Origin of the sequence: uncultured Fibrobacter sp. (genome assembly GCF_937877005.1) — a bacterium.
Taxonomy (GTDB): Bacteria; Fibrobacterota; Fibrobacteria; order Fibrobacterales; family Fibrobacteraceae; genus Fibrobacter.
In genome coordinates, this window is sequence record NZ_CALEFV010000207.1 from 1 (window position 1) to 21,346 (window position 21,346).

20 protein-coding genes and 1 pseudogene are annotated in these 21,346 nt (G+C 50.6%); 9 read left to right on the forward strand and 12 right to left on the reverse strand.

Annotated elements, in window-relative coordinates:
- A pseudogene (locus tag Q0628_RS09450) lies at window positions 1-197 on the reverse strand (FAD:protein FMN transferase); the annotation flags it as partial.
- Window positions 194-451, reverse strand: a complete 258-nt coding sequence (locus Q0628_RS09455) for a hypothetical protein (RefSeq protein ID WP_298770435.1) — start codon at window positions 449-451, stop codon at window positions 194-196. The gene Q0628_RS09455 and the pseudogene Q0628_RS09450, both read right to left, overlap by 4 nt.
- Window positions 452-585: 134 nt before the next feature.
- Here Q0628_RS09455 and rph point away from each other — a divergent pair, with 134 nt between their 5' ends.
- The gene (gene rph / locus Q0628_RS09460; RefSeq protein ID WP_298770437.1) at window positions 586-1,521 is read left to right on the forward strand and encodes a ribonuclease PH; all 936 of its coding nucleotides are present in this window, start codon (window positions 586-588) and stop codon (window positions 1,519-1,521) included.
- On the opposite strand, the gene hisH is transcribed toward rph, so the two are convergent.
- From hisH to xseB, 3 genes are all read right to left on the reverse strand, one after another.
- On the reverse strand, window positions 1,522-2,145 hold the full coding sequence (gene hisH / locus Q0628_RS09465; RefSeq protein ID WP_298770439.1) for an imidazole glycerol phosphate synthase subunit HisH: 624 nt from the start codon (window positions 2,143-2,145) through the stop codon (window positions 1,522-1,524).
- 80 nt (window positions 2,146-2,225) lie between these two features.
- Window positions 2,226-3,026 carry an ATP-binding cassette domain-containing protein gene (locus Q0628_RS09470; RefSeq protein WP_298770441.1) on the reverse strand — a complete coding sequence of 267 codons (801 nt, stop codon included), beginning with the start codon at window positions 3,024-3,026 and terminating at the stop codon, window positions 2,226-2,228.
- Window positions 3,019-3,234: an exodeoxyribonuclease VII small subunit gene (xseB, locus tag Q0628_RS09475; RefSeq protein ID WP_298770443.1), complete on the reverse strand. Its 216-nt coding sequence runs from the start codon at window positions 3,232-3,234 to the stop codon at window positions 3,019-3,021. Before xseB ends, Q0628_RS09470 begins: the two co-directional genes overlap by 8 nt.
- 28 nt (window positions 3,235-3,262) lie before the next feature.
- Between xseB and Q0628_RS09480 the strand changes: the two genes are divergently transcribed.
- The 8 genes from Q0628_RS09480 (at window position 3,263) to Q0628_RS09515 (ending at window position 12,780) form a co-directional block, all read left to right on the forward strand.
- Window positions 3,263-3,970, forward strand: coding sequence for a hypothetical protein (locus tag Q0628_RS09480; protein ID WP_298770445.1), 708 nt, complete (start codon window positions 3,263-3,265; stop codon window positions 3,968-3,970).
- On the forward strand, window positions 3,967-5,235 hold the full coding sequence (locus Q0628_RS09485; RefSeq protein WP_298770447.1) for a hypothetical protein: 1,269 nt from the start codon (window positions 3,967-3,969) through the stop codon (window positions 5,233-5,235). The genes Q0628_RS09480 and Q0628_RS09485 overlap by 4 nt, the downstream gene beginning before the upstream one ends.
- The gene (locus Q0628_RS09490) at window positions 5,228-6,604 is read left to right on the forward strand and encodes a hypothetical protein (protein WP_298770449.1); all 1,377 of its coding nucleotides are present in this window, start codon (window positions 5,228-5,230) and stop codon (window positions 6,602-6,604) included. The genes Q0628_RS09485 and Q0628_RS09490 overlap by 8 nt, the downstream gene beginning before the upstream one ends.
- 1 nt (window position 6,605) lies before the next feature.
- Window positions 6,606-7,226 carry a hypothetical protein gene (locus Q0628_RS09495; protein ID WP_298770451.1) on the forward strand — a complete coding sequence of 207 codons (621 nt, stop codon included), beginning with the start codon at window positions 6,606-6,608 and terminating at the stop codon, window positions 7,224-7,226.
- Window positions 7,227-7,232: 6 nt separating this feature from the next.
- Entirely contained in the window at window positions 7,233-8,825 is a 1,593-nt protein-coding gene (locus tag Q0628_RS09500; protein WP_298770453.1) for a PEGA domain-containing protein, read from the forward strand.
- Between the two features lie 81 nt (window positions 8,826-8,906).
- Window positions 8,907-10,538 (forward strand): hypothetical protein, encoded by a 1,632-nt coding sequence (locus Q0628_RS09505; RefSeq protein ID WP_298770455.1) that lies wholly within the window; start codon window positions 8,907-8,909, stop codon window positions 10,536-10,538.
- Between the two features lie 90 nt (window positions 10,539-10,628).
- On the forward strand, window positions 10,629-11,357 hold the full coding sequence (locus Q0628_RS09510; RefSeq protein ID WP_298770457.1) for a DedA family protein: 729 nt from the start codon (window positions 10,629-10,631) through the stop codon (window positions 11,355-11,357).
- A 373-nt stretch (window positions 11,358-11,730) separates the two neighbouring features.
- Entirely contained in the window at window positions 11,731-12,780 is a 1,050-nt protein-coding gene (locus Q0628_RS09515; RefSeq protein ID WP_298770459.1) for an Rpn family recombination-promoting nuclease/putative transposase, read from the forward strand.
- A gap of 74 nt (window positions 12,781-12,854) precedes the next feature.
- Here the strand turns inward: Q0628_RS09515 and Q0628_RS09520 are convergent, their stop codons facing one another.
- From Q0628_RS09520 to Q0628_RS09550, 7 genes are all read right to left on the reverse strand, one after another.
- A complete protein-coding gene (locus Q0628_RS09520; RefSeq protein ID WP_298770461.1) occupies window positions 12,855-14,081 on the reverse strand; it encodes a hypothetical protein in 1,227 nt (408 codons plus the stop codon).
- Window positions 14,082-14,226: 145 nt separating this feature from the next.
- A complete protein-coding gene (locus tag Q0628_RS09525) occupies window positions 14,227-15,012 on the reverse strand; it encodes an ABC transporter ATP-binding protein (RefSeq protein WP_298770463.1) in 786 nt (261 codons plus the stop codon).
- 9 nt (window positions 15,013-15,021) lie between these two features.
- Window positions 15,022-15,795, reverse strand: a complete 774-nt coding sequence (locus tag Q0628_RS09530) for an ABC transporter permease (RefSeq protein ID WP_298770465.1) — start codon at window positions 15,793-15,795, stop codon at window positions 15,022-15,024.
- On the reverse strand, window positions 15,788-17,200 hold the full coding sequence (gene dnaB, locus Q0628_RS09535; RefSeq protein ID WP_298770467.1) for a replicative DNA helicase: 1,413 nt from the start codon (window positions 17,198-17,200) through the stop codon (window positions 15,788-15,790). Before dnaB ends, Q0628_RS09530 begins: the two co-directional genes overlap by 8 nt.
- Window positions 17,190-18,650, reverse strand: a complete 1,461-nt coding sequence (locus Q0628_RS09540) for a sigma-54 dependent transcriptional regulator (RefSeq protein ID WP_298770469.1) — start codon at window positions 18,648-18,650, stop codon at window positions 17,190-17,192. The genes dnaB and Q0628_RS09540 overlap by 11 nt, the downstream gene beginning before the upstream one ends.
- Window positions 18,651-18,661: 11 nt before the next feature.
- On the reverse strand, window positions 18,662-19,039 hold the full coding sequence (locus Q0628_RS09545) for a response regulator (RefSeq protein ID WP_298770470.1): 378 nt from the start codon (window positions 19,037-19,039) through the stop codon (window positions 18,662-18,664).
- On the reverse strand, window positions 19,036-21,342 hold the full coding sequence (locus Q0628_RS09550; RefSeq protein WP_298770471.1) for an ATP-binding protein: 2,307 nt from the start codon (window positions 21,340-21,342) through the stop codon (window positions 19,036-19,038). The genes Q0628_RS09545 and Q0628_RS09550 overlap by 4 nt, the downstream gene beginning before the upstream one ends.
- Window positions 21,343-21,346: the final 4 nt, after the last annotated feature.

Below are 21,346 nucleotides of genomic sequence, written 5' to 3' on the forward strand. Positions count from 1 at the left end.
CCCTTGGCAACGGCGCCCAGATCCAGCAGCATTTCGGGATCGAGGAACTGCACGGTGCTGTTTTCCTTGTCGATGATGATCTTATCAAAATCGCTGTGCTTCATGGCTTCGGTCAGTTCGAAAAGCGTTTCCTCTGTATTGCTGACCTCAAACATCGGGTCGTTCAGCAATTCATCCAATTCCTTGTTAACATTCATAGCAAATCAAATTCATCCCAATTCTTCAAACTATCATTTCCACTCTCGCGCAAAGCATTCAAGCTACGCGCCAGCTTCTTTTCTTCAAAGTTCCCCGTTGCTTGCGGTATCCTACCATTGTCGCGCACAAATGCATTGATGGCAAGCAGTTTTTCCACCATCCGGTCGTCGGCAGTTAATGGTTTGGGAGGAACCTTAACGTTGACGAAAAGTGGGTCATCAAACAGAAGAAGTAATTCGTTATTTATATCCATCCTATTTTTCCTCCCACTCCAAACCTTGTTTTTTTCTTTCTCCAATTGCTTGAATTTGCGCGCGGGATATGTTATAATATATCACGTTATTATAGGTGCCTGTTTTTATGCACCACTCCAAGGAGGATTTTTCCATGAGTGAAAAGACGTTCCCCAACATCATCGACGTCCCCGGCGGTCTGGAAAACCAGACCATGTGCTTCATGATAGACGACCGCGTCACCCGCAAGAATTTCGTGGATCTCCGCCTGCTGGTGGACGATAAGACGGTGCTGAAGAACCCCCACAAGGGCTGGTTCTGGCACTTCATCGACAACGGCTACGGCCGCCCCTTCTACCGCGACGGCTACGAGGACGACCCCGTGCTGGATTTCCCCGGCCTCAACCACCTCTACCTCCGCTTCGACTGGGGCGACGTGGAGAAGGCCGAGGGGGTCTACGACTTTTCCTACCTGGACGAGATCATGGAGAAGTGGGGGGGCTACGGCTATACCTTCGCCCTCCGCGCCGTGACCTACGAGGGGGATCCCGCCCTCAATCATGCCACCCCCGCCTACGTTTTTGAAAAGGGCGCGCGGTGCTATGAGCTGGAGAACGGCAAGATCCAGCCCGACTTCGCCGACCCCATCTTTCTCCGTCACCTGGAGAACTTTCTCGCCGCTCTCGGCGAAAACGCCATCGTGATCGACTGCGACGTAATCGAAGCCGACGGCGGCACGCGTACCGCAAGCATTATCGGAGGCTTCGTGGCCCTTGCAATTGCACTCAAGAAAATCAAGGTCCGCCTCGGACTCACTCAGCAAATCCTGAAGCACGGCATCACGGCTATTTCCGTGGGAGTCGTCTCGGGTAAGCCGCTCTGCGACCTCTGCTATGTAGAAGATTCCGCTGCCGATGTTGACATGAACGTCGTGATGCAGGATGCGAAAAACTTCATCGAAGTACAGGGTACCGGCGAACACGCAAGTTTTGATCGTGCCATGCTGAACACGCTACTCGACCTCGGCGAAAACGCCTGTAAGGATATCTATAAAAAACAAATGGAACTGATCGGCGGCGAGCTGCCGTAGCTAGACATTCCAATCGCAGAAATTCTTGAGCATGGCTAACCCAACATCGCCACTCTTTTCCTGGTGGAACTGAGTCGCAATCAAGTTGTCCTTGCCCACGATTCCCTGAAAAGTCTGCGTGCCATAAGTCGTTTCGGCGAAGGCATAATCTGCAGGAACCTCCGGGTGGTAGGAATGCACATAGTAGAAGTCGCTACCATTCTTGATTCCCTTCATAATCGGATGTTCGCGTGTAAACTCTACCTGGTTCCAGCCCATGTGCGGAATCTTGAGTCCCGGTTCATCCTTGAATCGTACAGCCTTTCCCGGAATAAGCCCCAGAGTCTTCACGCCACCATCTTCTTCGCTCTCTTCAAGAATAATCTGGCAACCGATGCAAATACCGAGTACCGGATTACCAGCAGCGACCACCGCCTTGATGGCGTCACCAATCCCAGTCCTTGTCAGGGTTTCCATAGCAGAAGCCGCTGCACCCACACCAGGGAATATTAGGCGAGTCGCCTTTGATATTTCGTCTGCATCTCGGCTCGACTTCGCATTGGCGCCAATGCGCGCAAGGGCATTCATTACGGATGTCAGATTACCAGCATTATAGTCAACGACGATTATTGGATTTGCAGACATAGGGACCCCTAAGCAAAAAAGACTTTCTATATAATATAGAAAGTCCTCACCACCTCGCAGACGGAACAGTCCTTCCTACTCTATATTCTTCTAATAGTCGGCACGCACGAAAGCAATTTTTTCGTATACTCATGTTGCGGATTCGAAAGCACCTCGTCGGCTTTGCCTCTTTCCACCACATGTCCGAAGTACATCACGAGGACCTCGTCGCTTAGGGCACGCACCACCTGCATGTCGTGACTGATAAATAAAATCGAAAGGCCAAACTCGTTCTTCAGATCATCCAGCAAGTGCAATATCTGCGCCTGCACCGAGACATCGAGTGCCGAAGTGACCTCGTCGCACAAGAGAATTTTCGGACGCACCATGAGACTACGGGCAATGCAAAGGCGCTGCCGCTGTCCCCCCGAAAACTCGTGGGGAAACTTCTGGAGCGCCTCCACAGGAACCGACACTCGTTCCAGAAGTTCGACGGCACGGGCTCTCGCCTCGTCAAACTTCACCCCCCGCGCCGACAGCGGCGCCGTCAATATTTCTTCGACTGTCTGTCGCGGATTTAGGCTACTAAACGGATCCTGAAAAATCATCTGTACCGAATCGGACACGCGCTTACCCGCCGCACGGCCACTCTCTACTTTAGTACCAAAAACCCTATACTCGCCGCGATCCATGGGAACAAGCCCCACCAGCGACTTGGCTAGCGTCGACTTGCCGCATCCGGATTCTCCCACCACCGAAAGAATCTTTCCCTGCGGCAGGCTGAACGAGACATTGTCTACGGCTGTAAAATACGATTGGACTTTGCCAAAGACTCCCCCACGCATGGGGAACTTCACCGTAAGCCCGTTCACATCTAGGGCATTTACAGCGGACTTATCCATCCTGCGTCTCGCCGTCCAAATTCGAAAGCGCTTCCTGGACATTCTTTTCCGTGGTAAGCAGGATCTGCCTACACTTGCGCAAAAGTCCCGTCGCTTCCTGCACCGCGCCGGCCAGTTCGTCAATTTCCATTTCAGAATTGTCAATTCTTTCGAGAATGGACTCCAGACGTTCCATCGCGGTTTTATATTCAAAATTTTCGTTACTCATATTTACGAATATAGTTATCTTTAATCCCGTGAGTTTATTAGGTAAATCCATACCGCGCCTTTTAAGCACAAGCCTAGCCCTAGTGGCCGGAGCCGTCTTTTGGGCGTGCATGGACATTCCCGATGCCCCGGACGATTCAAAAAAAATCTATTCCGTTGAAATCAGCATCGAGCAATCTGGCGAAATCCGCACCGAACCCCTAAAAGTCAACTCAAACGATACCGCTCGACTGATCGCCACAGTCATTCCCTCCACAAAATCTAAAAAGCTGCGCTACCTTTGGTACAACGGCGAGGACATTCTCGATAGCGGTACTACTTACGCCATTTCAACCAGCTACATGGCATCAAGCTTTATCAGCGAGAACTTCATCCCCAACCACCTGGTCATCTTCGATTCCGAAGGAAATTCTCTAGAGACGGATTTTCATGTTCTTGTAAACGCTCCTCCCATTCTCTCGGAAAAAACATTTCCCGCCGATGGAGACACCCTCTACGGCACACCCGACTCGCCTATCCATTTCCAATGGAGTTTCTACGATTCAAATGATTCCGTAGACTTCGTGCTTGAGATCGACGGCATTTCCTATTCCGTCGGAAATCTGGACAACATTCATCAATCGGGTTTTTATCCGGGTAGGCATTCCTTCAGGATTATCGCGACCGACTCCTTCGGCGACAGCGATTCGATCCCCCTCCAGGACTTCTATGTCATCGACACCTTGGGGGGCAAATGAAACACCTGCTTGTATCCCTGCTCTACTTGACACTCCTGCTCTCGTCAGCCTGTACCAATTCGGATCAATACCTCTACGAAACAGATAGCGATTCCATCGAAGTCTGGGCCTACATGGCAAGTTCCTTCGATTCCAACACGACGCAACTAAAAAGCGATACGATTTCTCCGGGGGACTCCTTATTATTCATTTCAAAAGTCAATCCCTCGAAATCCCTCCGCAGCCAAGGTTACTACTGGACGATTGACGGAACTCTTTTCGCCAACGAGTACAGTTTTAGGAACACCGTCAACGAACCGGGATTTCACCAGATTGCGTTTATCTATGTCGACTATTTTGGAGACACCCTCAGCGACACCCTCTCGATTACCGTGGCAACGCCGCCTCAACTAGACAGCCTACATTTTATACCCGCCAGCGGAATCCAGCAAATAAAACCAACAGAAGTACTGAACTTTGCCTGGAACGCAAACGACCCCGATTCCATGTGGAACATGTACTATCACTTCACGATGCAGGAAGCATCTTGCAACGATGCCCCCTGCGCCACCGTAGTGGATACCATTCTACATAAACCCATTTTTTCCTATATGAAGGGCTTTTCGCCTCTTCAAAAATACAGCTGGAATGTCCAGGCATTCAACGAGCTAGGGCAATATTCCGCCGAGGCGCTTCAAGGCTATTTCTATGTCACGGGATTTGACAGCAAGGGGGCCCTCCTTGGGCATATCAGAACAAGTTCAAGAACGCGCGCACAACCATACAGCGTCGTTCTACAGAGCTCCGACGCAGAAGACATCTCCATCACCTCCGACAGCATATTTTCGATAAAGCCCCTGGCCTGCGGCCAATACCGGTTACTCGTATCGTCGGTAAACTACGCCGACTACAGCACCGACACGTTAAGCATCGACATTGCCGACGGCACAATCCTCGATCTAGATTCCATAGTCCTCAAAGACACAATTCCACCCATCATTCGCTCCCTGACGGACAGGGATACCATCGGGCCTCTCGATTCCTTTGACTTTTTCGTCAAAGACGGCGGTGGCAAAATAACAAATCTCTGGGTAAAGCTCGATGGAAAAATCACAAACGACTACATCTGGACAGAAGACACCCTATCCATTACTATTCCAAGCCTAGCGACAACCTGGAGCTACAGGATTCTTTCCATCACGGCTCTCGACCAGAGTGACAATAGATTTGCAAAGAGCTTCTACATCAGTCCAAGGGCAACGCTTCCGGAGGAAAGCCATGAATAGATTATGGACAGCCCTCCTTTATGCAATTTTCCTTCTGCTCTGTTCCTGCGGAGAAGATTCCCTTATTGAAAGCGACGATGTCCATCAGCTATCGCAATATGTCTATGTCGTTCCCGAAAAATTCACGGGAAGCATCACGAACTATTACGCCCCCATCGAAGACCTTTACATAAACCAGTGGCAAACCGTAAGGTTCTGTTCCGGATATTCCATCGGCAAAGAAATCAGTACCAGCGATTCCATGGGTCAGTATTTCGAGTCCATCCAGTGGAACATCGGCAGCGACGAATTCACCCTCAGTAAGTTCCGCTACACATTTGAAAAGGCAGGCGCTTTCCAGGGATCCTTGAAAACAACCGACCTTTTCGGCGACACCCTGCACACGGTCTTCAACATCTATGTCAACGCACCCGATGCAATCACTCTAGATTTCCCGTATGACGGTTACAACCAGGCAGACCCGCAAAACGAAAATGGACTCCCGCTCAAATGGAGCATAACGGGAATCGACCCTTGGGAAGAGGCCTATTGCAAAATATACCTGTCCTATTCAGCCGACTCCGTATGGGACGAGCCCCTAGGATCAGTCCCTTGCGACAACGACATACAGATTTTAGGCCCCTTGACATACGACTCTCTCGAAACCAATGGAAAAATCAATCTCCGCGATTCCTCCGTAACGCTATACTGGGCCGTCAAGATGACTGTCGAAAATCCTGATGGCAAAACGCGCATATACCCTTCGGACATTTTCCATTTCTCCACAAAAATTTTGGATAAGGACAGTTCCATACTCAAGATACCCCTATACCTGATAAACTATCTGGACACGGCTAAACTTAACACGGTCATAACCCTACTTAATGTGGAAGGCGATACGCTAAAGGTCCTGCACGGAACGCAAAAGGATTCCGTCCTGTCGACCAAGGTCAAGGCACAAACGGACCTGAAAGTCATCGTCGAAGAAAAAAATCGCCTTGAGTATCAGGGCACATCTCTTTCCATCGACATTGCACCGAATACAGTCACATGGCTAGACACCCTATACCTCAGGGACAATATGGCGCCACAGCTAAGCCCCGTCAGCAGACAATTCGCCTACGACGACGCAATTCAGTTCTACGTGCAGGATAACGGCAGTGGCCTCAACCTGTCCAAGCTACAGGTAATCGTGGGCATAGACACACTACTCTATACCTTTAGCAACAATTCCATTCTATCTTTCTACCCGCATTGCGGTTTCTTGTGCAACATCGAAATCATCGGTGAAGATTACGCACACAATCCGCTGCCCCCGTTCTACTGGACTCTTCGCAACAATGTCGGCTACGTAGCCATTACAGGTCCCTACCTAAAGGATGGTTACTAACATGCTGCGAATTACCCTAATACTGCTATTCTGCGCCGGATGGGCTTATTCCCAAAGGGTTCTGCACGTATCCACCATTCCTGGGTACGCCGACATCTATGTTGAGGAACTTCGCCCCGACCACACGCAAGAACCGCACCACACCTCCCCTGCCTTCATCCCCATCAACGAAGATAATTCTCTTGACGGGGTTATCCTCATATCATTATTCTCGCCAGGTTTTGCCGACACGACCATCCAGGTCAAGCTTTCCGACAGGGATACGTCCTACTTGATCGTTTCGCTGCGACCCATCGACAGCGAGATCCTCCTTGACAAGCAGCAATCCAAGCTATCTAAGCGCAGCCGAAGAACCTTCGGTAAAAAGCTCATGCTCTCTTCTATCGTCCCATTCGGATTCGGCCTTGCCGCAGGCGCATTCACTTACTACAACATCCATCGGGCCGACGAGAAGCGAAATTTGCTTAAGGAATCCCTCATCTATTCAGATGACCATGTTCAGCAGATGCAGCGTGATTTCGAGGATTACCGTCAAAACGCCCAAAGAGGCAAGACCGCAACTGTGACCAGTTTCATTATCGGTGCATCACTTCTTTCTATCGGTTTCATTTTATCATTCTAGGTCGCCATGAAAATCTTCAAGTTCTTTACGATACTCGTTTTCGCAACGGCGCTCCATGCAGCGGATGTACCCGGGATTCGCGCTACCGTCGAACTCGTCAACGGGACAACGCAGACCGCACAATTTCTCGGAATCGCCAACGATACCGTGAGTCTCGGGGGTTCCATCCAAGGCAAGTTCACCATCGTGCGCATCGCCAAGGATCGCTTCAAAAGTATCGTCGACGAACAAGGCAACAACCTACTCCTTGTGGCACCGGCCCTTTCCGATTCAACCGCAGCGTTTTCCGATACAACTATGGCACCGAATTCCGCTATCGAACAGGATTCGACTATCGCATCGGACACTACGGGTAGCGACTCGCTTGCACAGCAGCAACCAGTCACCCCCGCCACAATTCCCAATGTCGAAGGAAAGCATGTTCTCGTTGCACTGGAAAGGCGATCTTCCGATTCCGTTCTTGCCCACCTACTGAACAACCTAAGCAGCCGCATGCTGCAGGAAACAGGAACTCCCGTCATCACGCTACAGCGTTCCGATTTCGGCGACTGCAGCGAAGCCCTGTGCATCAAGGATACGCTAAAAAGCCACGGAGCCGCGACAGCCTACATCGGAAGAATCACGGCCGCAAGGACTCCGGATTCCGTATCCGTCCAGATGACCCGCTACATATTGGGCGACTCAACGCAGGACAGTTCCTACATCGCACAGATTAACTTGTCTGCACTCCAGGCCCTGAATGACGCCATGTCCAAGGATAAGTTCCGCAACTTTATAGCCCAGCTCCACGGCGAACCCTTGATCCGCACAGCAAAAAGGGCGAGCTACATCCACGTAGAGACCAACCCCGAGGGAGCAAGCATCACTTACGACGACGGTCAGGAAATCTGTCGCAGTCCATGTACATTCGCGACACAGGATACCGGCAAGGTCATCCTATACGCATATTGGAGCGTAGAGCGTCAGCTATGGGGTGCGCGCCATTCGATTATTCCCATTCCGTCCGACACGGCAAAGATATCCCTGAAGCTCAAGAAGGTTCGTCCCGAGCTCCGCGTTTCAACGACTCCCGAAGGGGCTGAAATTTTTGCCGGTTCGGTTCCGCTCACCAAGCATTCCGAAGCCATCGGGCAAACGCCAGGCCGTTATCCCATTTTTGAGCCGGGCATTTCAACGGTGCAGATACGCAAGCAAGGGTTCCGCGACACGACAGTGACCGTGTTTGTCCCCCCGACCGAACTCACCGACATCGACATCGAACTACAACCTATATCGTCTGTAACCGAGCAGCAGGCCCAGGACCAATGGTACCGAGAAAGGAAAAAGAACTTTATCGGAAAAACCCTGATGGGGGCATCGGTCGCGCCCATCCTGATTGGGGCTCTATTCACCTATCTCGCCTCCTGCGACTACGACGACGCCAAGAAAATCAAGGACGACCTAAACCGCCCGGCAACGGCCAACGGGGACCATTTTCAGGAAAAAATCGACGAAAATCATGATCTCGTCCATAAAGGCGACCGCAAAATGATTATCGGCGGATCCCTTATCGGAGCGGGAATCCTCGTCTTTGGAATCGGATTCGCCCTAAACTTCTAAAAAAACTTTAAAATGCCCCAAAAACGCCCTAAATTTTTCACCTAATTTTTTTCCGGTTCAATAAAAACTAAATTTACGACGATGCGTAAACTGTTTGCCCTTTTGTCTTTAATTGTAGCCACGGCCTACGCCGCCGACTTCGAGCGGTCCAACTGGCGTAGCCAGATATATTTGCAAGCCGAACCGGCCTTTCTGAACTTCGAAGCCGACAGCTCCACGACCCTCCTAGACAAAGGAGTCGATGCGGAAGTCCTGACGGTTCCCCTTTCTCTTGGCGTTCTCTGGTCCCCCCTGATCACCCCGTTCTGGAAAGCGGACATTCCCTTTACCCTCTGGCTGGGTATCGAAGTCAACTCCATCCAGTTCGGCACCATCGAAGATAGTCCCAAGTACCATTACAAGGAAGAGGGCAAGATACTTACGGGACCGCACGATGACGAAACACTATCCTTCCTGATGTATGCGCCGTCCGTTCTCGCCGGTTTCTCGTTCAACCTCGTCGGAGACCTCGATCTTCGGGTTCTCGGCGGATTTGGATTCCATTTCTTCTCGTTCTATGACGAATACGGCGGCAACACCGAACAGTATTCCGACTACGTGAATACGGCTTTCGTTTCCGGAGCACTTGAATACCGCATCACGGAACTGTTCCAGGACGTCGATCTCAAGGTGGGAGTCAACGTGCGCAAGGAATTCCTGCCTTACGAAAACATCAAGGCACGCAAGCACGACAACAACGCGGTTCCTTCCCCCTATTCCAGCCTGACTTTCGACAAGATTTCCTACAAGCTGCCCGTTCGCATCGGTATAGAGCTTTCGCTTGACTTTGGCCGTGAAAGCCGCCGTGACCGCCGCATGCGCTACGCCCTGCATGACCGCGACGACGTGCTACGCAAGTATAGCGAAGTCAAGGACACGCTTAGCGACTGGGACTGCATGGCCATCGAACGCGATTACCGATTCTACCTCGATGACGAAGGCAAGCTCCCTGACATGAGCGAAGCCTACACGCGTACGCAGTTCGCCGACGTTCTCGAAAGCTTCCTTGCATTCTGCCACCCGGCAGACCTCGCCACAAAGGAACAGCTCTACGCTACCCTCGACAGCGGCAAGGTCCAGATCAAGGAATACCAGGTTCGCCAGGAAGACTCCCGTTTCGACCAAGTCATGGCGAGCAACGATCCCGAAATGCTTGAAATGTTCCTGCAATACTATCCTGATTCGCCGCGCAGGCCCGAAGTCGAGGCCAAGCTTCGCTCGCTCAGCGAATACGACAAGTTCCGCGTCATTCAGGCACAGAATACCTTCAAGGCCTACCTCACCTACCTGAACGACAATCCGAACGGAGCCTTCCGCGACGAAGCCGAAGCTGGAATCTTCGAGCTCGTCAAGTCCGGAAACCGTCTCAAGGATTACGAGATTTACCTGAAGCGTTTCCCGAACGGCAGATATGTCGAGGAAGCCAAGGCCGCACTCAAGAAGGCCAACGAGGAAAGTTCCATTATCGAATACCAGACCGGAGAATCCTACAGCGAACCGGCACCGCAAGCCGAGGGAACCTCCGTAGCCGAAGAATCCTCCGCCGTCGAAGACGATGCCGACGACGAAGAGGAAGAAGTCAAGCCGGCCAAAAAGAGCAAGAACAAGAAGGCCGCGAAAAAGTCGAAGAAGGCTTCCAAGAAAAGCAATAAGAAAGGCAAGAAGAAAAAGTAATCGAAGCTAGGACTAGTTACGTTTTCGCCCCCGCATTGCGGGGGCTTTCCTTTTTTCGGGAGCAGACGCAAACTTTCTATATTTGACCTCATGAACAAAAAAATCCTCGCACTCGCCCTGATTAGCTTGTTTGCAACGGCCGCATTCGCAGATGCCACCGCCGCCGACAGCATCAGCGGAGCCGCTCAGGCAGCAAAGTCAACAGGCATATACACCCAGATTATCGACTGGTACAACGCACACCTGAACTATTGGTCCATTGCACTCCTGATGGCAATCGAAAGTTCGTTCATCCCGTTCCCGTCGGAACTGGTGGTCCCCCCAGCCGCCTACAAGGCATTGCAGCCAGGTTCCAACCTCAGTATCGTACTGATCGTAGTGGCCGCAAGCATGGGCGCCCTCGTTGGCGCATACATCAACTACTTCCTGGCCAAGTTCCTCGGTCGTCCCATCATCTATAAGTTTGCAGACAGCCGCCTCGGACACTTCCTGCTGCTAGACACGCAGAAACTCGAAAAGGCCGAGAACTACTTCCGCGAGCATGGAGCCATTTCCACTTTCGTGGGTCGCCTCATTACCGTGATCCGCCAGCTGATTTCCATACCGGCGGGCATCGCGAACATGAAGCTTTTGCCCTTTACGCTATACACGTTCCTGGGCGCCACCATCTGGAACTGCGTCCTTGCAGGACTTGGCTACCTCGCCCACGGCCAGAAGGACATCATCGAGAAATACAACTCCGAGCTCGCCATTGCGCTTCTTGCCTTTGGAGTACTCTTTATCGGCTACATGGTCTGGAACGCAGTCAAGAAGAAATAAGCGCACTCAAGTTAATTCATCCAAAAGCAAGCCTCGCGGCTTGCTTTTTTTATTATATTGGGTCTAGTAGATTCGATTAATCCTCCTGACAGCGTATTCGATCCGGGGAGGTTGTTTTACTATCTGCTTGAGGTCGTCGCCCTTTCCGAAATTGACAAAGTCGGAAATCGCGATAGTTGCCCTGTGGGGAACCGGCCCCATGGCTATCAACGTAGAGCACCGTCTGTACAGCCAGACGTAAACACAAGTCATTTCACTGGTTTGTAGGCGATTGTTTTGGGACAATCGTAGGTGCTCTAATACATCGTCCAATCCTCTCGCCTGCAAGCTGCAACCATCAAACATTTTTGCCGATATACGGCAAAGGAATCTTATGAACAAAAAACAGTACGCAAGCATGCTCAAGGATATCTGCGAAACACACAAAAACGGCGGTGATGTTCACGCCTGTATTGCGAAATATAAAGGGCTCTACAAATACGCCTATATCTACAATGACGCTATCATCAAGCTACTTCTCGGCACGCCAGAGAACGAGACGATTACGGTGGACTTTCTAAATGCGGCACTTCACCTTTATGGTAGCGACTGCATCGAGCATGTTTCTTTTGAAAATTCGGAACGACCTGGGGCATTTATCAAGACAACTACTTCGGATATCGTGGCAAAGGATCAGCACTTGGACCGCATCGTACTCGAAGTTCAGCATATAGAGGACGAAGCCTTCAACGATCGTCTGGTATTTTACGCAGCTAAGCATACGGTCGCAAATCTCGTTCATGGCCAGGGATACACTCTCAGAAGTCTGAACCTTATCAGCCTGCAGATGTTCAATGGTTTTCCAGAATCTCGCAACTATTTGCATACAATCCGTCTTAAGAATCAAGACAACGAGGAATTTTTCAAGAAGCAGACGATTACATTGGTAGAAGTTCCCAAGTTCCTGGAGAAGGGCTACGAGAACGACAACAGTCGCCTTGCGCAGTGGCTCCGCGTATTCGAAGGTCTAAACAACGAGCATCCCGTACCCGTTCCGGAGGATTCACAGTTTGCACTCTTGCAGAAGAAAGCCGAATTGAGTAAATTTACGGAAGAATTTCTTGTCAGCGAGGCTATGAAGATGAGCGACCGTGAATACGAACTCTATGTGGAAAAGAAACATGCCCGCGCCGAGGGTCTTGAAGAAGGACGCGCTGAAGGTAGAGCTGAAGGTAGAGCTGAAGGTAGAGCTGAAGGACGCGCTGAAGGCAGAGCTGAGGGCAGAGCCGAAGGTAGAGCCGAAGGACGGACTGAAGGCGCTGATGCCAAGGCGCGAGAAATGGCCACGGAAATGCTTAAAGAAGGGGACTCCGTAGAAAAGGTCGTCCGTATTTCAAAGCTTTCCGAGGCGGAAGTCCTCGCCATCAAGGAAGGACTTGCCTAATAGCCCCTCTCACATGAACCTATAAAAGAAAAGCTCCCCGAAGGGAGCTTTTCTGAAAATCTAGCAGTTTTCCATTACCACCAGTTGGCACCGCATTCAACGGCAGAGGTAGCACCAGTCAATGCGAGAGACATAGAACCCGAACAGTCCGAAGCTTTCGCCTCTAAAGACGCATGATAAGTTCCAGAAGTAGCCGTTCCTCCGTTGACGGAAGCGCTCCAAGATTCTCCAGTAGCACTCTTGCACCAAATCTGGCAACCACCAGGATTCGATCCACCCATGACAATTGTGTAAGTCCCTGCCTTCGGCAAAGTCACCGTACCATTCGCTTCAAGAATTTCATAATCCGGAGCACTGGTGTCAATCGCCTTTACACCCGTGCAAGGAAAATCTTGCACAGTTCCATCATCATTGGAAACAGATACAACCGGCGTCACTTCGTCGCCCTTGGCAGAAACAGAAGCTACAGCAGTTTCACCCGTTCCAGTAGCACCGGTCCAAGTGTAACCCGTAATCGTAGCGCCAGTAGAAGCACAACCAGAAACAGTCCAAGTCACATTTACAGGACCACTTACAACATCAGGTTCAGTTGCATCGGGCACGCACTTACAACCCGTAATCGGGGCACCGTTCACCTGTAAATTCGAGCAAGCTATCGTTTCGCTCTTAAGACCAACCGTCACCGTCACAGAGGCCGTCTTCGGTCCCGAACCCGCATAGGTAATAGCCTCAGATGTCATTCCCGTGCCGGTTCCATCATCACCGAAATTCCAGCTATAGGAAGCCTGAATGAATTCTTGCATGGTAGTTCCCGAGGCCAGATTCGGAGTAAAGTCCCACGTAGTGGATTTAGTCTTGTCAATAGGACTCTTTGTCGGTTTGCAAGAACCGAGACCCGAAACGGGCACCGTTTCCGCAGAGGAAGATCCCGGATCGATAATGTTTCTAGAAGAAGAAGACTGCTTAGTCGTACGGTTAATGGACGACGAGGACATCGGGAACGACATCGAAGAAGTGGGGCCCGTAGCAGAAGACACCGGCTGATCTTCTGCACTAGAATAGGCCGTGGGATCCAATAGATAATCATGATACTTGGCTTCGCAGTCCGGGTTGGCCATGCAATCACTAAAGGCGGCCTTTCTCATGGAGGCCAAATCCGTTGTATCACCATCCGCTCTAATAAAAGATGCCTTGGTAATTTCGTCCTGTTCATCCCATTCATTAATAGTACCGTCACCGCAGGCCCAGAAGGTGCCAACGGCAGCGACGGAAGCAAATCCTATGAAAAGTTTCTTCTTCATATATAAAACCTCTTTCCACGAAAAATACATTATTCAAAAAGAAAACGATACCGTTGTAAGCATTTTCGTCAATAAAAATACGAAAATCAGCCTGTTTTTGGTAAATTTTCGTTTACAATGCGTACGATTTTAGCGTTTTTCGTTTTCATTCCTCTTCCACCGAAATTTTGCGCTGTCCGGTAATGAACTGGTGCACGTAGGGGTTGCTCGTGTTCTTGATTTCTTCGACCGTCCCCACCTCGATAATACGACCATTGTAGAGCATGGCAATGCGGTCAGCCACCTTGAAGGCGCTCACCATGTCATGCGTCACCACCACTGACGTCACGCCGAGCTTGCTCTGCATATCGAGAATCAGGTCATTGATGACATCGCTCGTAATGGGGTCCAAACCCGTCGTCGGTTCGTCGTACAGAAGGATTTCCGGGTTCAAGGCAATGGCTCGAGCCAAGGCAACGCGCTTGCGCATACCGCCCGAAAGTTCCGACGGCATCTTGGTACGGAATTCCGGAACCAGGTTGATCATCTGCAACTTTTCGGTCACCACGTCCTGAATCTGCTTCTCGGAAAGTTCCGGGTGATGTTCACGCAGGGCGAACGCAATATTCTCGCCGGTATCCATGGAGTCAAAAAGGGCTCCCATCTGAAACAGCATTCCCATCTTGCGACGGATTGTATGCGTATCGAAATACTTCGGGGTACTGATCGTCACGCCATCGACAGTCACTTCGCCACCATCCGGCTGCAGCAACCCAATCATGTGCTTCAGGATCACCGACTTTCCGCCGCCGGACTTTCCGATAATCACCATGGTCTCGCCACGGCGAATATCCAGATTCACGTCGCAAAGCACATCCTGCGGACCGAAGGACTTCTTGAGGCCCTTCAGGCGGATGGCGATATCGTTAGGGTCGATTTTTACGTTCGGCATAATCTTACCTTAGAAGAACAGGATGGCGTCCAGAACAAAGTCTGCAATCAAAATCATCAGGCAGCTGGAAACCACGACACTCATCGTAGCAATTCCCACGCCGCGGGCACCCGCCTTGGCATTAACGCCATGGTAGTAGCCGAGCAAGAAAATCAAGGTTCCAAAGACAAAGGACTTGAGCACCCCGGACCACAGGTCCATCGGGTCGAACAGGTACTGCATCCCAGTCACGTAGGTGTAGGTCGTAATGTCAAGTCCTAGCACGCACACGATCCAGCCACCGATAATGGCTAGCGCATTGGAAATAATCGTGAGGCAAGGAATCATCGTAAAGAAGGCGACAAAGCGCGGCAGGGCCAGGTAACGGTACGGTTCCAGACCAAGCACCGTGTAGGCAGCCAGTTCCTCCTTTTCCTTCATGGATCCAAGCTCTGCAGCGACAGCGCTACCGACTCGGCCCGAAAGCACGATTGCCGTAAGGAGGGGTCCCAGTTCAATCAAGATCATCTTGCACGCAGCCGTTCCCACAAACTTGTCTGCAACCAGATTATGGAACTCGAATTCCGCCTGCACGGTCGCCACCATTCCCGTAAAAATAGAGGTCACGAACAAGAGCGGAAGCGACGATACGCCAATCGAAATCATCTGCTTTACAATCAGGTCCGGATTCTTATGAATATAGCGCAACTGCTTGAGCGTATTCAGCAAGATGCAGACAACTTCGCCGATATTCGAAATACCGGTGACAATGATATCGCCTATCCAGAAAAACGGTTTAACCAAAGTCAGCAAAATCCGCTCCTCCACCATCGTCATAAGAATATGCCTCGCCTTCGCCGCCTTCAGATTCAGGGGCAGCATCGTAGAAGGTGGTATATTCCGGAATAAAGGTCATAGGAATATCCTTCACAGAACCGTTACGGTGTTTGGCCACAATCAGTTCGGCCGTATGCTTGTCTTCTTCCCTATGAGTCTGCACGTACTTACGTTCCACGAACCACACCATATCGGCATCCTGTTCGATAGAACCCGATTCGCGGAGGTCCGAAAGCTGCGGACGTTCGCGTCCCTTTTCTTCGACCTTACGGCTAAGCTGGGCGAGCGCAATCACGGGAATCTGCATTTCCTTGGCTAGAATCTTGAGGCCACGTGAAATGGCACCAATAGCTACCGCGCGGTTTTCTTCCTTGCCTGTCTTCATCAGCTGCAAATAGTCGATAATCAGCAGGTCCAGTTTCCCCTTGCGTTTCAGCTGGCGCGCCTTGCTCATGAGTTCCATGATACCGAGGTCCGCATTGTCGTCGACATAGAGCGGGGCCTGCTGTATCGGAGTTACCGCCGTAATCAATTTTTTCTTTTCGTCACTATTGAGGTAGCCGTTGCGCAACTTGCTCTGGTCAATCTGAGCTTGCGAACAAAGTAAACGCTGGGCAAGCTGAACACCGTCCATTTCCAGACTGAAGAAAGCCACATTGTGGTGATAGTTGATCGCCGCATTCGCCGCAATCGTCAAGGCGAAAGAGGTTTTACCGACACCCGGACGGGCAGCCAAGATAATCAGATCCGAATTCTGCAGGCCATTCGTCAGTTCATCCAGTTCCGTAATCCCCGTACGGATTCCCGTAATGCCGTCCTTGCGGTTGTTCAGGCGTTCCAAAAGGGGCGACACAAAGCTCTGAATCGGTTTCAGTGAATCGCGAATCTGGTCATCGGCAATCGCAAATATTTCGCGTTCGGCATCCTGCAGAACTTCGTCGGGTGCAGCAGCCGGATCCATCGCATTCTTGATTACGTTCGAAGAAGACTTAATCAGCTTGCGAAGAGTAGCCTTCTTACGTAGCAGCTCAATATGCCAACTCGCATTGGCCGACGACGCAACCGATTCCATCAGCTCAAACAGATACTCGCGACCACCGACAAGTCCAAGCTTGTCCATTTTTTCAAGTTCAGACGCAAGAGTGACCAGGTCTATCGGAGTTACCGTCCTATTTAGCGTACAAAGAGCTGTCCATATCAGTTGGTGCCTTTCCAAGTAGAAAAAGCTTTCGTCCTTGATGATCATGATGGCTTCCCCCATCACGTCCGGATCGCGGAGAATGCTGCCAAGCAGGCAACGCTCCGCATCCAGGTCCATCGGGACTTGGCGACCTTCATAGGAATTCTTTTGGATCTCGAAATCAGGCATCATCGCCTTCCATAATAATTTTCAATTCTTTCAACTTGCGCCACAAAGTAGCACGACTTATGCCCAGACGCTTGCAGACCTCGGTACGGTTCCCCTTGCAGACGCTCAGAGCGTGCAGGATATGCCTACGTTCCATTTCTTCGAGCGAAAGAATTTTTTCATCTTCGTCTACCGTCTCGGTCTTTTCCTGCACTAAAGAAGACGCACTGCGTTCAAAAGCGATACCAGGCAATTCATCCGGTACCCCTCCCACCTCCGACTCATCCTTGATATGCGGAATGGCCACCGCCTTTTCACGGGCACACTCCTGAACTTCTTCGGGCAAGTCCTCCAGACGAATTACGCCATTATCGGCCAGGACAATCGCATGTTCGATGATATTCTCAAGTTCACGGATGTTGCCCGGATAGGAGTACTTCGTAAGCGCGTACAACGCAGCCGGCTCCAAATCGACAATTTCCTTTCCCTGGGCATCCTTGTTCTTGAGAATAAAATACTTGATCAGGTTAGGCAAGGCCGGAGTCCGTTCACGCAGCGGAGGCAAAAGCAGGTGGAACGTATTCAGGCGATAATAAAGGTCTTCGCGAAAAGATCCTTTCTGCATGGATTCCTGCAGATCCCGGTTCGTAGCGGCCAGAACGCGAACATCCAGATAACGCGGTTCAGTCTCGCCCACGCGCCTGATTTCATGATTTTGCAAAAAGCGCAACAGCTTGACCTGGGTCGCAGGAGAAAGTTCACCGACTTCGTCAAGAAAGAGCGTACCGCCATTGGCCGATTCGAACAAGCCTTTCTTGTCCCCAGTAGATCCCGTATAGGCACCCTTCTTGCTTCCGAAAAGTTCGCTTTCGACCAGATTTTCGGGAATGGCACCGCAGTTCACCGCCACGAAGGGTTCGTTTGCCCGCTTACTATAGCGATGGATGACATTCGCCAGGAACTCCTTGCCCGATCCCGATTCACCCGTAATCAGCACCGTACTGTTTGTCGGGGCAACCTTGTAAACGGTCTTCAGGATTTTGCGCATTTCGGGCGTGTTTCCGAGCAGGCTGTCCAAAACCTGCGATTCCATGAGCTGGTTGTTGGAACGGTTCTGCAGCTGCGACTGAATTTTACGCGCCGTTGATTCTAGCAGCGAAAGGGTAACCGGCTTTTTCAAGAAGGAATTGGCACCACGCGTTATCGCTGCCGCAGCCCCCTGCCAGTTACGGTCATCGCACAAAACAAAGATCTCTATTCCCGGGTGTCTTTCCTTGAGAAAGCTCACCATGTCCATATTGTCCTGCATCAAGAATGGGACCTCGATAAACGCAAGGTCTATCGGGCTTTTCTTGACGATAGGCATTAGGTCGTTTTCCCGGCTACATACCAATACATCGGTACCAGGCACCGACCAAGAACGCTGGATATCGTCGACAAACCTCTGATCTAAATCCGCGATCAGGATATTCATCGCAATCCTACTTAGGAATGGCTCTTGATAATTTCTTCGACCTTGGCGCGAAGGGCCTGCAGATCAACAGGTTTGTTGAAGGTTGCAGCAGCATCAAAATGCTGGGCAGTCATCAAGTAGTCTTCGGCAGACGTACGACCACCACCGCTCACGGCAATCGTACGATCGCTCATACCCAGGCGACGCAGGTCGAGAATGACCTCGTACCCATCGATATTGGGCATAATGATATCGGTAATAATCACATCGTAAGTCTTGTTCTGATACAGAGCCTTGGCTTCCTTACCGTCGTGGGCCGTTTCCACATTGTAGCCCTTGATTTCAAGAGCGGATTTCAGCATCAGGTTGAACTGTTCATCATCGTCGATAATCAGAATGGTAGGCATCATTCCTCCTTCGTTTCGGTTTCCAATGGCCAATATAGATAAAATGTAGTTCCTTCGCCCAAGGTTGTCTGCACGGTAAAGTAGGCATCACCCTCTTTTAGGAGCCTCAATGCCGAAGAAAGACCCAATCCCAGGCCTTCTCCAGGAGACTTTGTCGTAAAGAACGGAGCAAATATGCGTTCCAGCGTGTTCGAATCCATTCCCGTTCCCGTATCGGCGATATCCATCTTAGCATATCTACCGGCAGGATCCGGAGGCGCATAGGGCATGACCAACTGAGATTCGAGAGTTTCGGCATGCAGTCGGAAAGTCAGGGAGCCTCCCGTCTGTTTCATGGCAAAAATGGCGTTGTTGGCAAGGTTGCTAATAATACGGTCAAGCGACGCCACGACACCACGAATTTTCAAAGTACGATCCAAATCCTCGCTGTGGAGCCTGATATTTGGCGGAAGGGTAAGCGAAATTTTCTTGACCACGTCTTCGATAATCATGTAAGGAGCAAAGACCATCGCCGGAGTTGCCGCATTGGCGTTGCCTCGAATGGCATTCAGCAGTTCCTCGAGAGACGTCTTGCCACGTTCTGCAGCCTTGAGCGCCTCGCCAATAAAGTTGTAAGCCTGATGATCCGGCGTGAGCATTTCCTGCGCCAACTGGCAGAAACCAATCTGCGATCCGAGAATATTGTTGTAGTCGTGCGCAAAGGCTCCGCACATCGTGCCCAGTTCTTCGAGTCTCGAATGAATGAACTTCTGTTCGCGCAGCATGTTTCGTTCCTGTTCGAGCCTGCGCTGTTCCGTCATATCGACCTTGAGACACAGTGTCTTGTATGGAGCCGTTCCCTGCATAATGGGAATGTACATATTGTCGAAGGTCTGAATCAGTTCACCATTCTTGATCAAGCGGTTAGACTCGTCCTGAGAAATTTCATGACCGTCCTTGTCCTCGAACGAGGTATAAACTTTCACTTCGCCAGATTCGCGAGCTTCCTTTTCTAGTGCAGAAACCATTTCGGGACTATCGCTGGCACCTTCTCTCGAGCCGCGCTTCTCAATATCCTTCTGATTCTGTTTCTGGTAGACGCCCTGTTCATTCTTGTACCATACTCTAAACGGAAGCGCATTAATAAGCGTATTCAGAACATTCTCCTTTTCCGCCTTGATGCTCGCTTCCTTATCGAGACGATCCTGATAGCGCACCAGGTCATGAGTGTATTCTACATACTGTTCATTCAAGGTCTTCAAATTCTGTTGCAGCAGCAAGGTGCGCGACTGGTCCATAAAGAAGGCTATATTGACAATATTGGTCAGGTTCTGCCTGCAACGGAATAGATGTATCTTGAAAGAATGAGTTTCTCCATTCAGACTCATGCGCACATCGTTATAGACACTTTCCCTAAAGTAGTCCAGATTTGGCGGAAACACGCTCTTAATCGATTTTCCGAAAAGGCTGGTCGACGACAGACCAAGTAACTTCATGGCACCGCTATTGACATTTTCAATGCGGCCGTCATTGTCGTAATAGATTACACCATTTTCCGTTTTGCTGATCAGCTTTTGCAAAAGCCAGAAAGAACTCTTGTCGCGGAACATGTTCGATGTGTAGTAGAAACCGCAAAGGATTGCCATCAAAATACACAAGAACTGGTGCCACACCAAGAAATGGAAGGATCCCGTCAGGAACTTGAAACCGCTTGCAATCGGAATGACGAAGTCAAACAGGAGGGCTACCAATACAAAACTTGCATAAAGACTAACCACTTGGCTCCCCGCTTTACCCATCAACTGGTCAAACGACAGGAAAGAGCTTCGCAGCAAATAGTAAATCGTCACCAGGAAAGTCGGCAGCAAGAAAAACAAGTATATCAGGGAAAACACGTAAAAGATCGGATAGTGAGCAAACGGGCTCCAGCTACCAATATGGAAATTTTCAATCGAGCCGGGCGAGACAACAAAAAGTGTCGTCATAATCGCAATGACGAGCGATCCCGTCATGGAAAAAGCCATGCGCAGGCGACGGCGTTTGCGGAAAAGGACCATTTCTCCAATCTGGAACGTAATCAGGCCCTCGCGAATCCAGGCCAAGGCCTGCACTCCAAATAGTAGCTGTCTTGCAATGTATTCCGACGACCCCGGAGTCATGGGCCCGCTCAGGAACATGATGCCGAGAATGGCGCACAAATTCCAGACAATATTGACAATCACCAGGTTGCGCAAGGCTGCAGGAATGCTCTGCATTGTCACCTTATTGCCCAAAATGACAGGTAACAGGAAAGACAATACCAGCGCAATGACTGATAGGATCAACACATAA

Coding starts and splice junctions, on each gene's coding strand:
- Q0628_RS09455 (WP_298770435.1), bottom strand. CDS start 451: ATGGATATAAATAACGAATTACTTCTTCTGTTTGATGACCCACTTTTC.
- rph (WP_298770437.1), top strand. CDS start 586: ATGAGTGAAAAGACGTTCCCCAACATCATCGACGTCCCCGGCGGTCTG.
- hisH (WP_298770439.1), bottom strand. CDS start 2,145: ATGTCTGCAAATCCAATAATCGTCGTTGACTATAATGCTGGTAATCTG.
- Q0628_RS09470 (WP_298770441.1), bottom strand. CDS start 3,026: ATGGATAAGTCCGCTGTAAATGCCCTAGATGTGAACGGGCTTACGGTG.
- xseB (WP_298770443.1), bottom strand. CDS start 3,234: ATGAGTAACGAAAATTTTGAATATAAAACCGCGATGGAACGTCTGGAG.
- Q0628_RS09485 (WP_298770447.1), top strand. CDS start 3,967: ATGAAACACCTGCTTGTATCCCTGCTCTACTTGACACTCCTGCTCTCG.
- Q0628_RS09490 (WP_298770449.1), top strand. CDS start 5,228: ATGAATAGATTATGGACAGCCCTCCTTTATGCAATTTTCCTTCTGCTC.
- Q0628_RS09495 (WP_298770451.1), top strand. CDS start 6,606: ATGCTGCGAATTACCCTAATACTGCTATTCTGCGCCGGATGGGCTTAT.
- Q0628_RS09500 (WP_298770453.1), top strand. CDS start 7,233: ATGAAAATCTTCAAGTTCTTTACGATACTCGTTTTCGCAACGGCGCTC.
- Q0628_RS09505 (WP_298770455.1), top strand. CDS start 8,907: ATGCGTAAACTGTTTGCCCTTTTGTCTTTAATTGTAGCCACGGCCTAC.
- Q0628_RS09510 (WP_298770457.1), top strand. CDS start 10,629: ATGAACAAAAAAATCCTCGCACTCGCCCTGATTAGCTTGTTTGCAACG.
- Q0628_RS09515 (WP_298770459.1), top strand. CDS start 11,731: ATGAACAAAAAACAGTACGCAAGCATGCTCAAGGATATCTGCGAAACA.
- Q0628_RS09520 (WP_298770461.1), bottom strand. CDS start 14,081: ATGAAGAAGAAACTTTTCATAGGATTTGCTTCCGTCGCTGCCGTTGGC.
- Q0628_RS09525 (WP_298770463.1), bottom strand. CDS start 15,012: ATGCCGAACGTAAAAATCGACCCTAACGATATCGCCATCCGCCTGAAG.
- dnaB (WP_298770467.1), bottom strand. CDS start 17,200: ATGATGCCTGATTTCGAGATCCAAAAGAATTCCTATGAAGGTCGCCAA.
- Q0628_RS09540 (WP_298770469.1), bottom strand. CDS start 18,650: ATGAATATCCTGATCGCGGATTTAGATCAGAGGTTTGTCGACGATATC.
- Q0628_RS09545 (WP_298770470.1), bottom strand. CDS start 19,039: ATGATGCCTACCATTCTGATTATCGACGATGATGAACAGTTCAACCTG.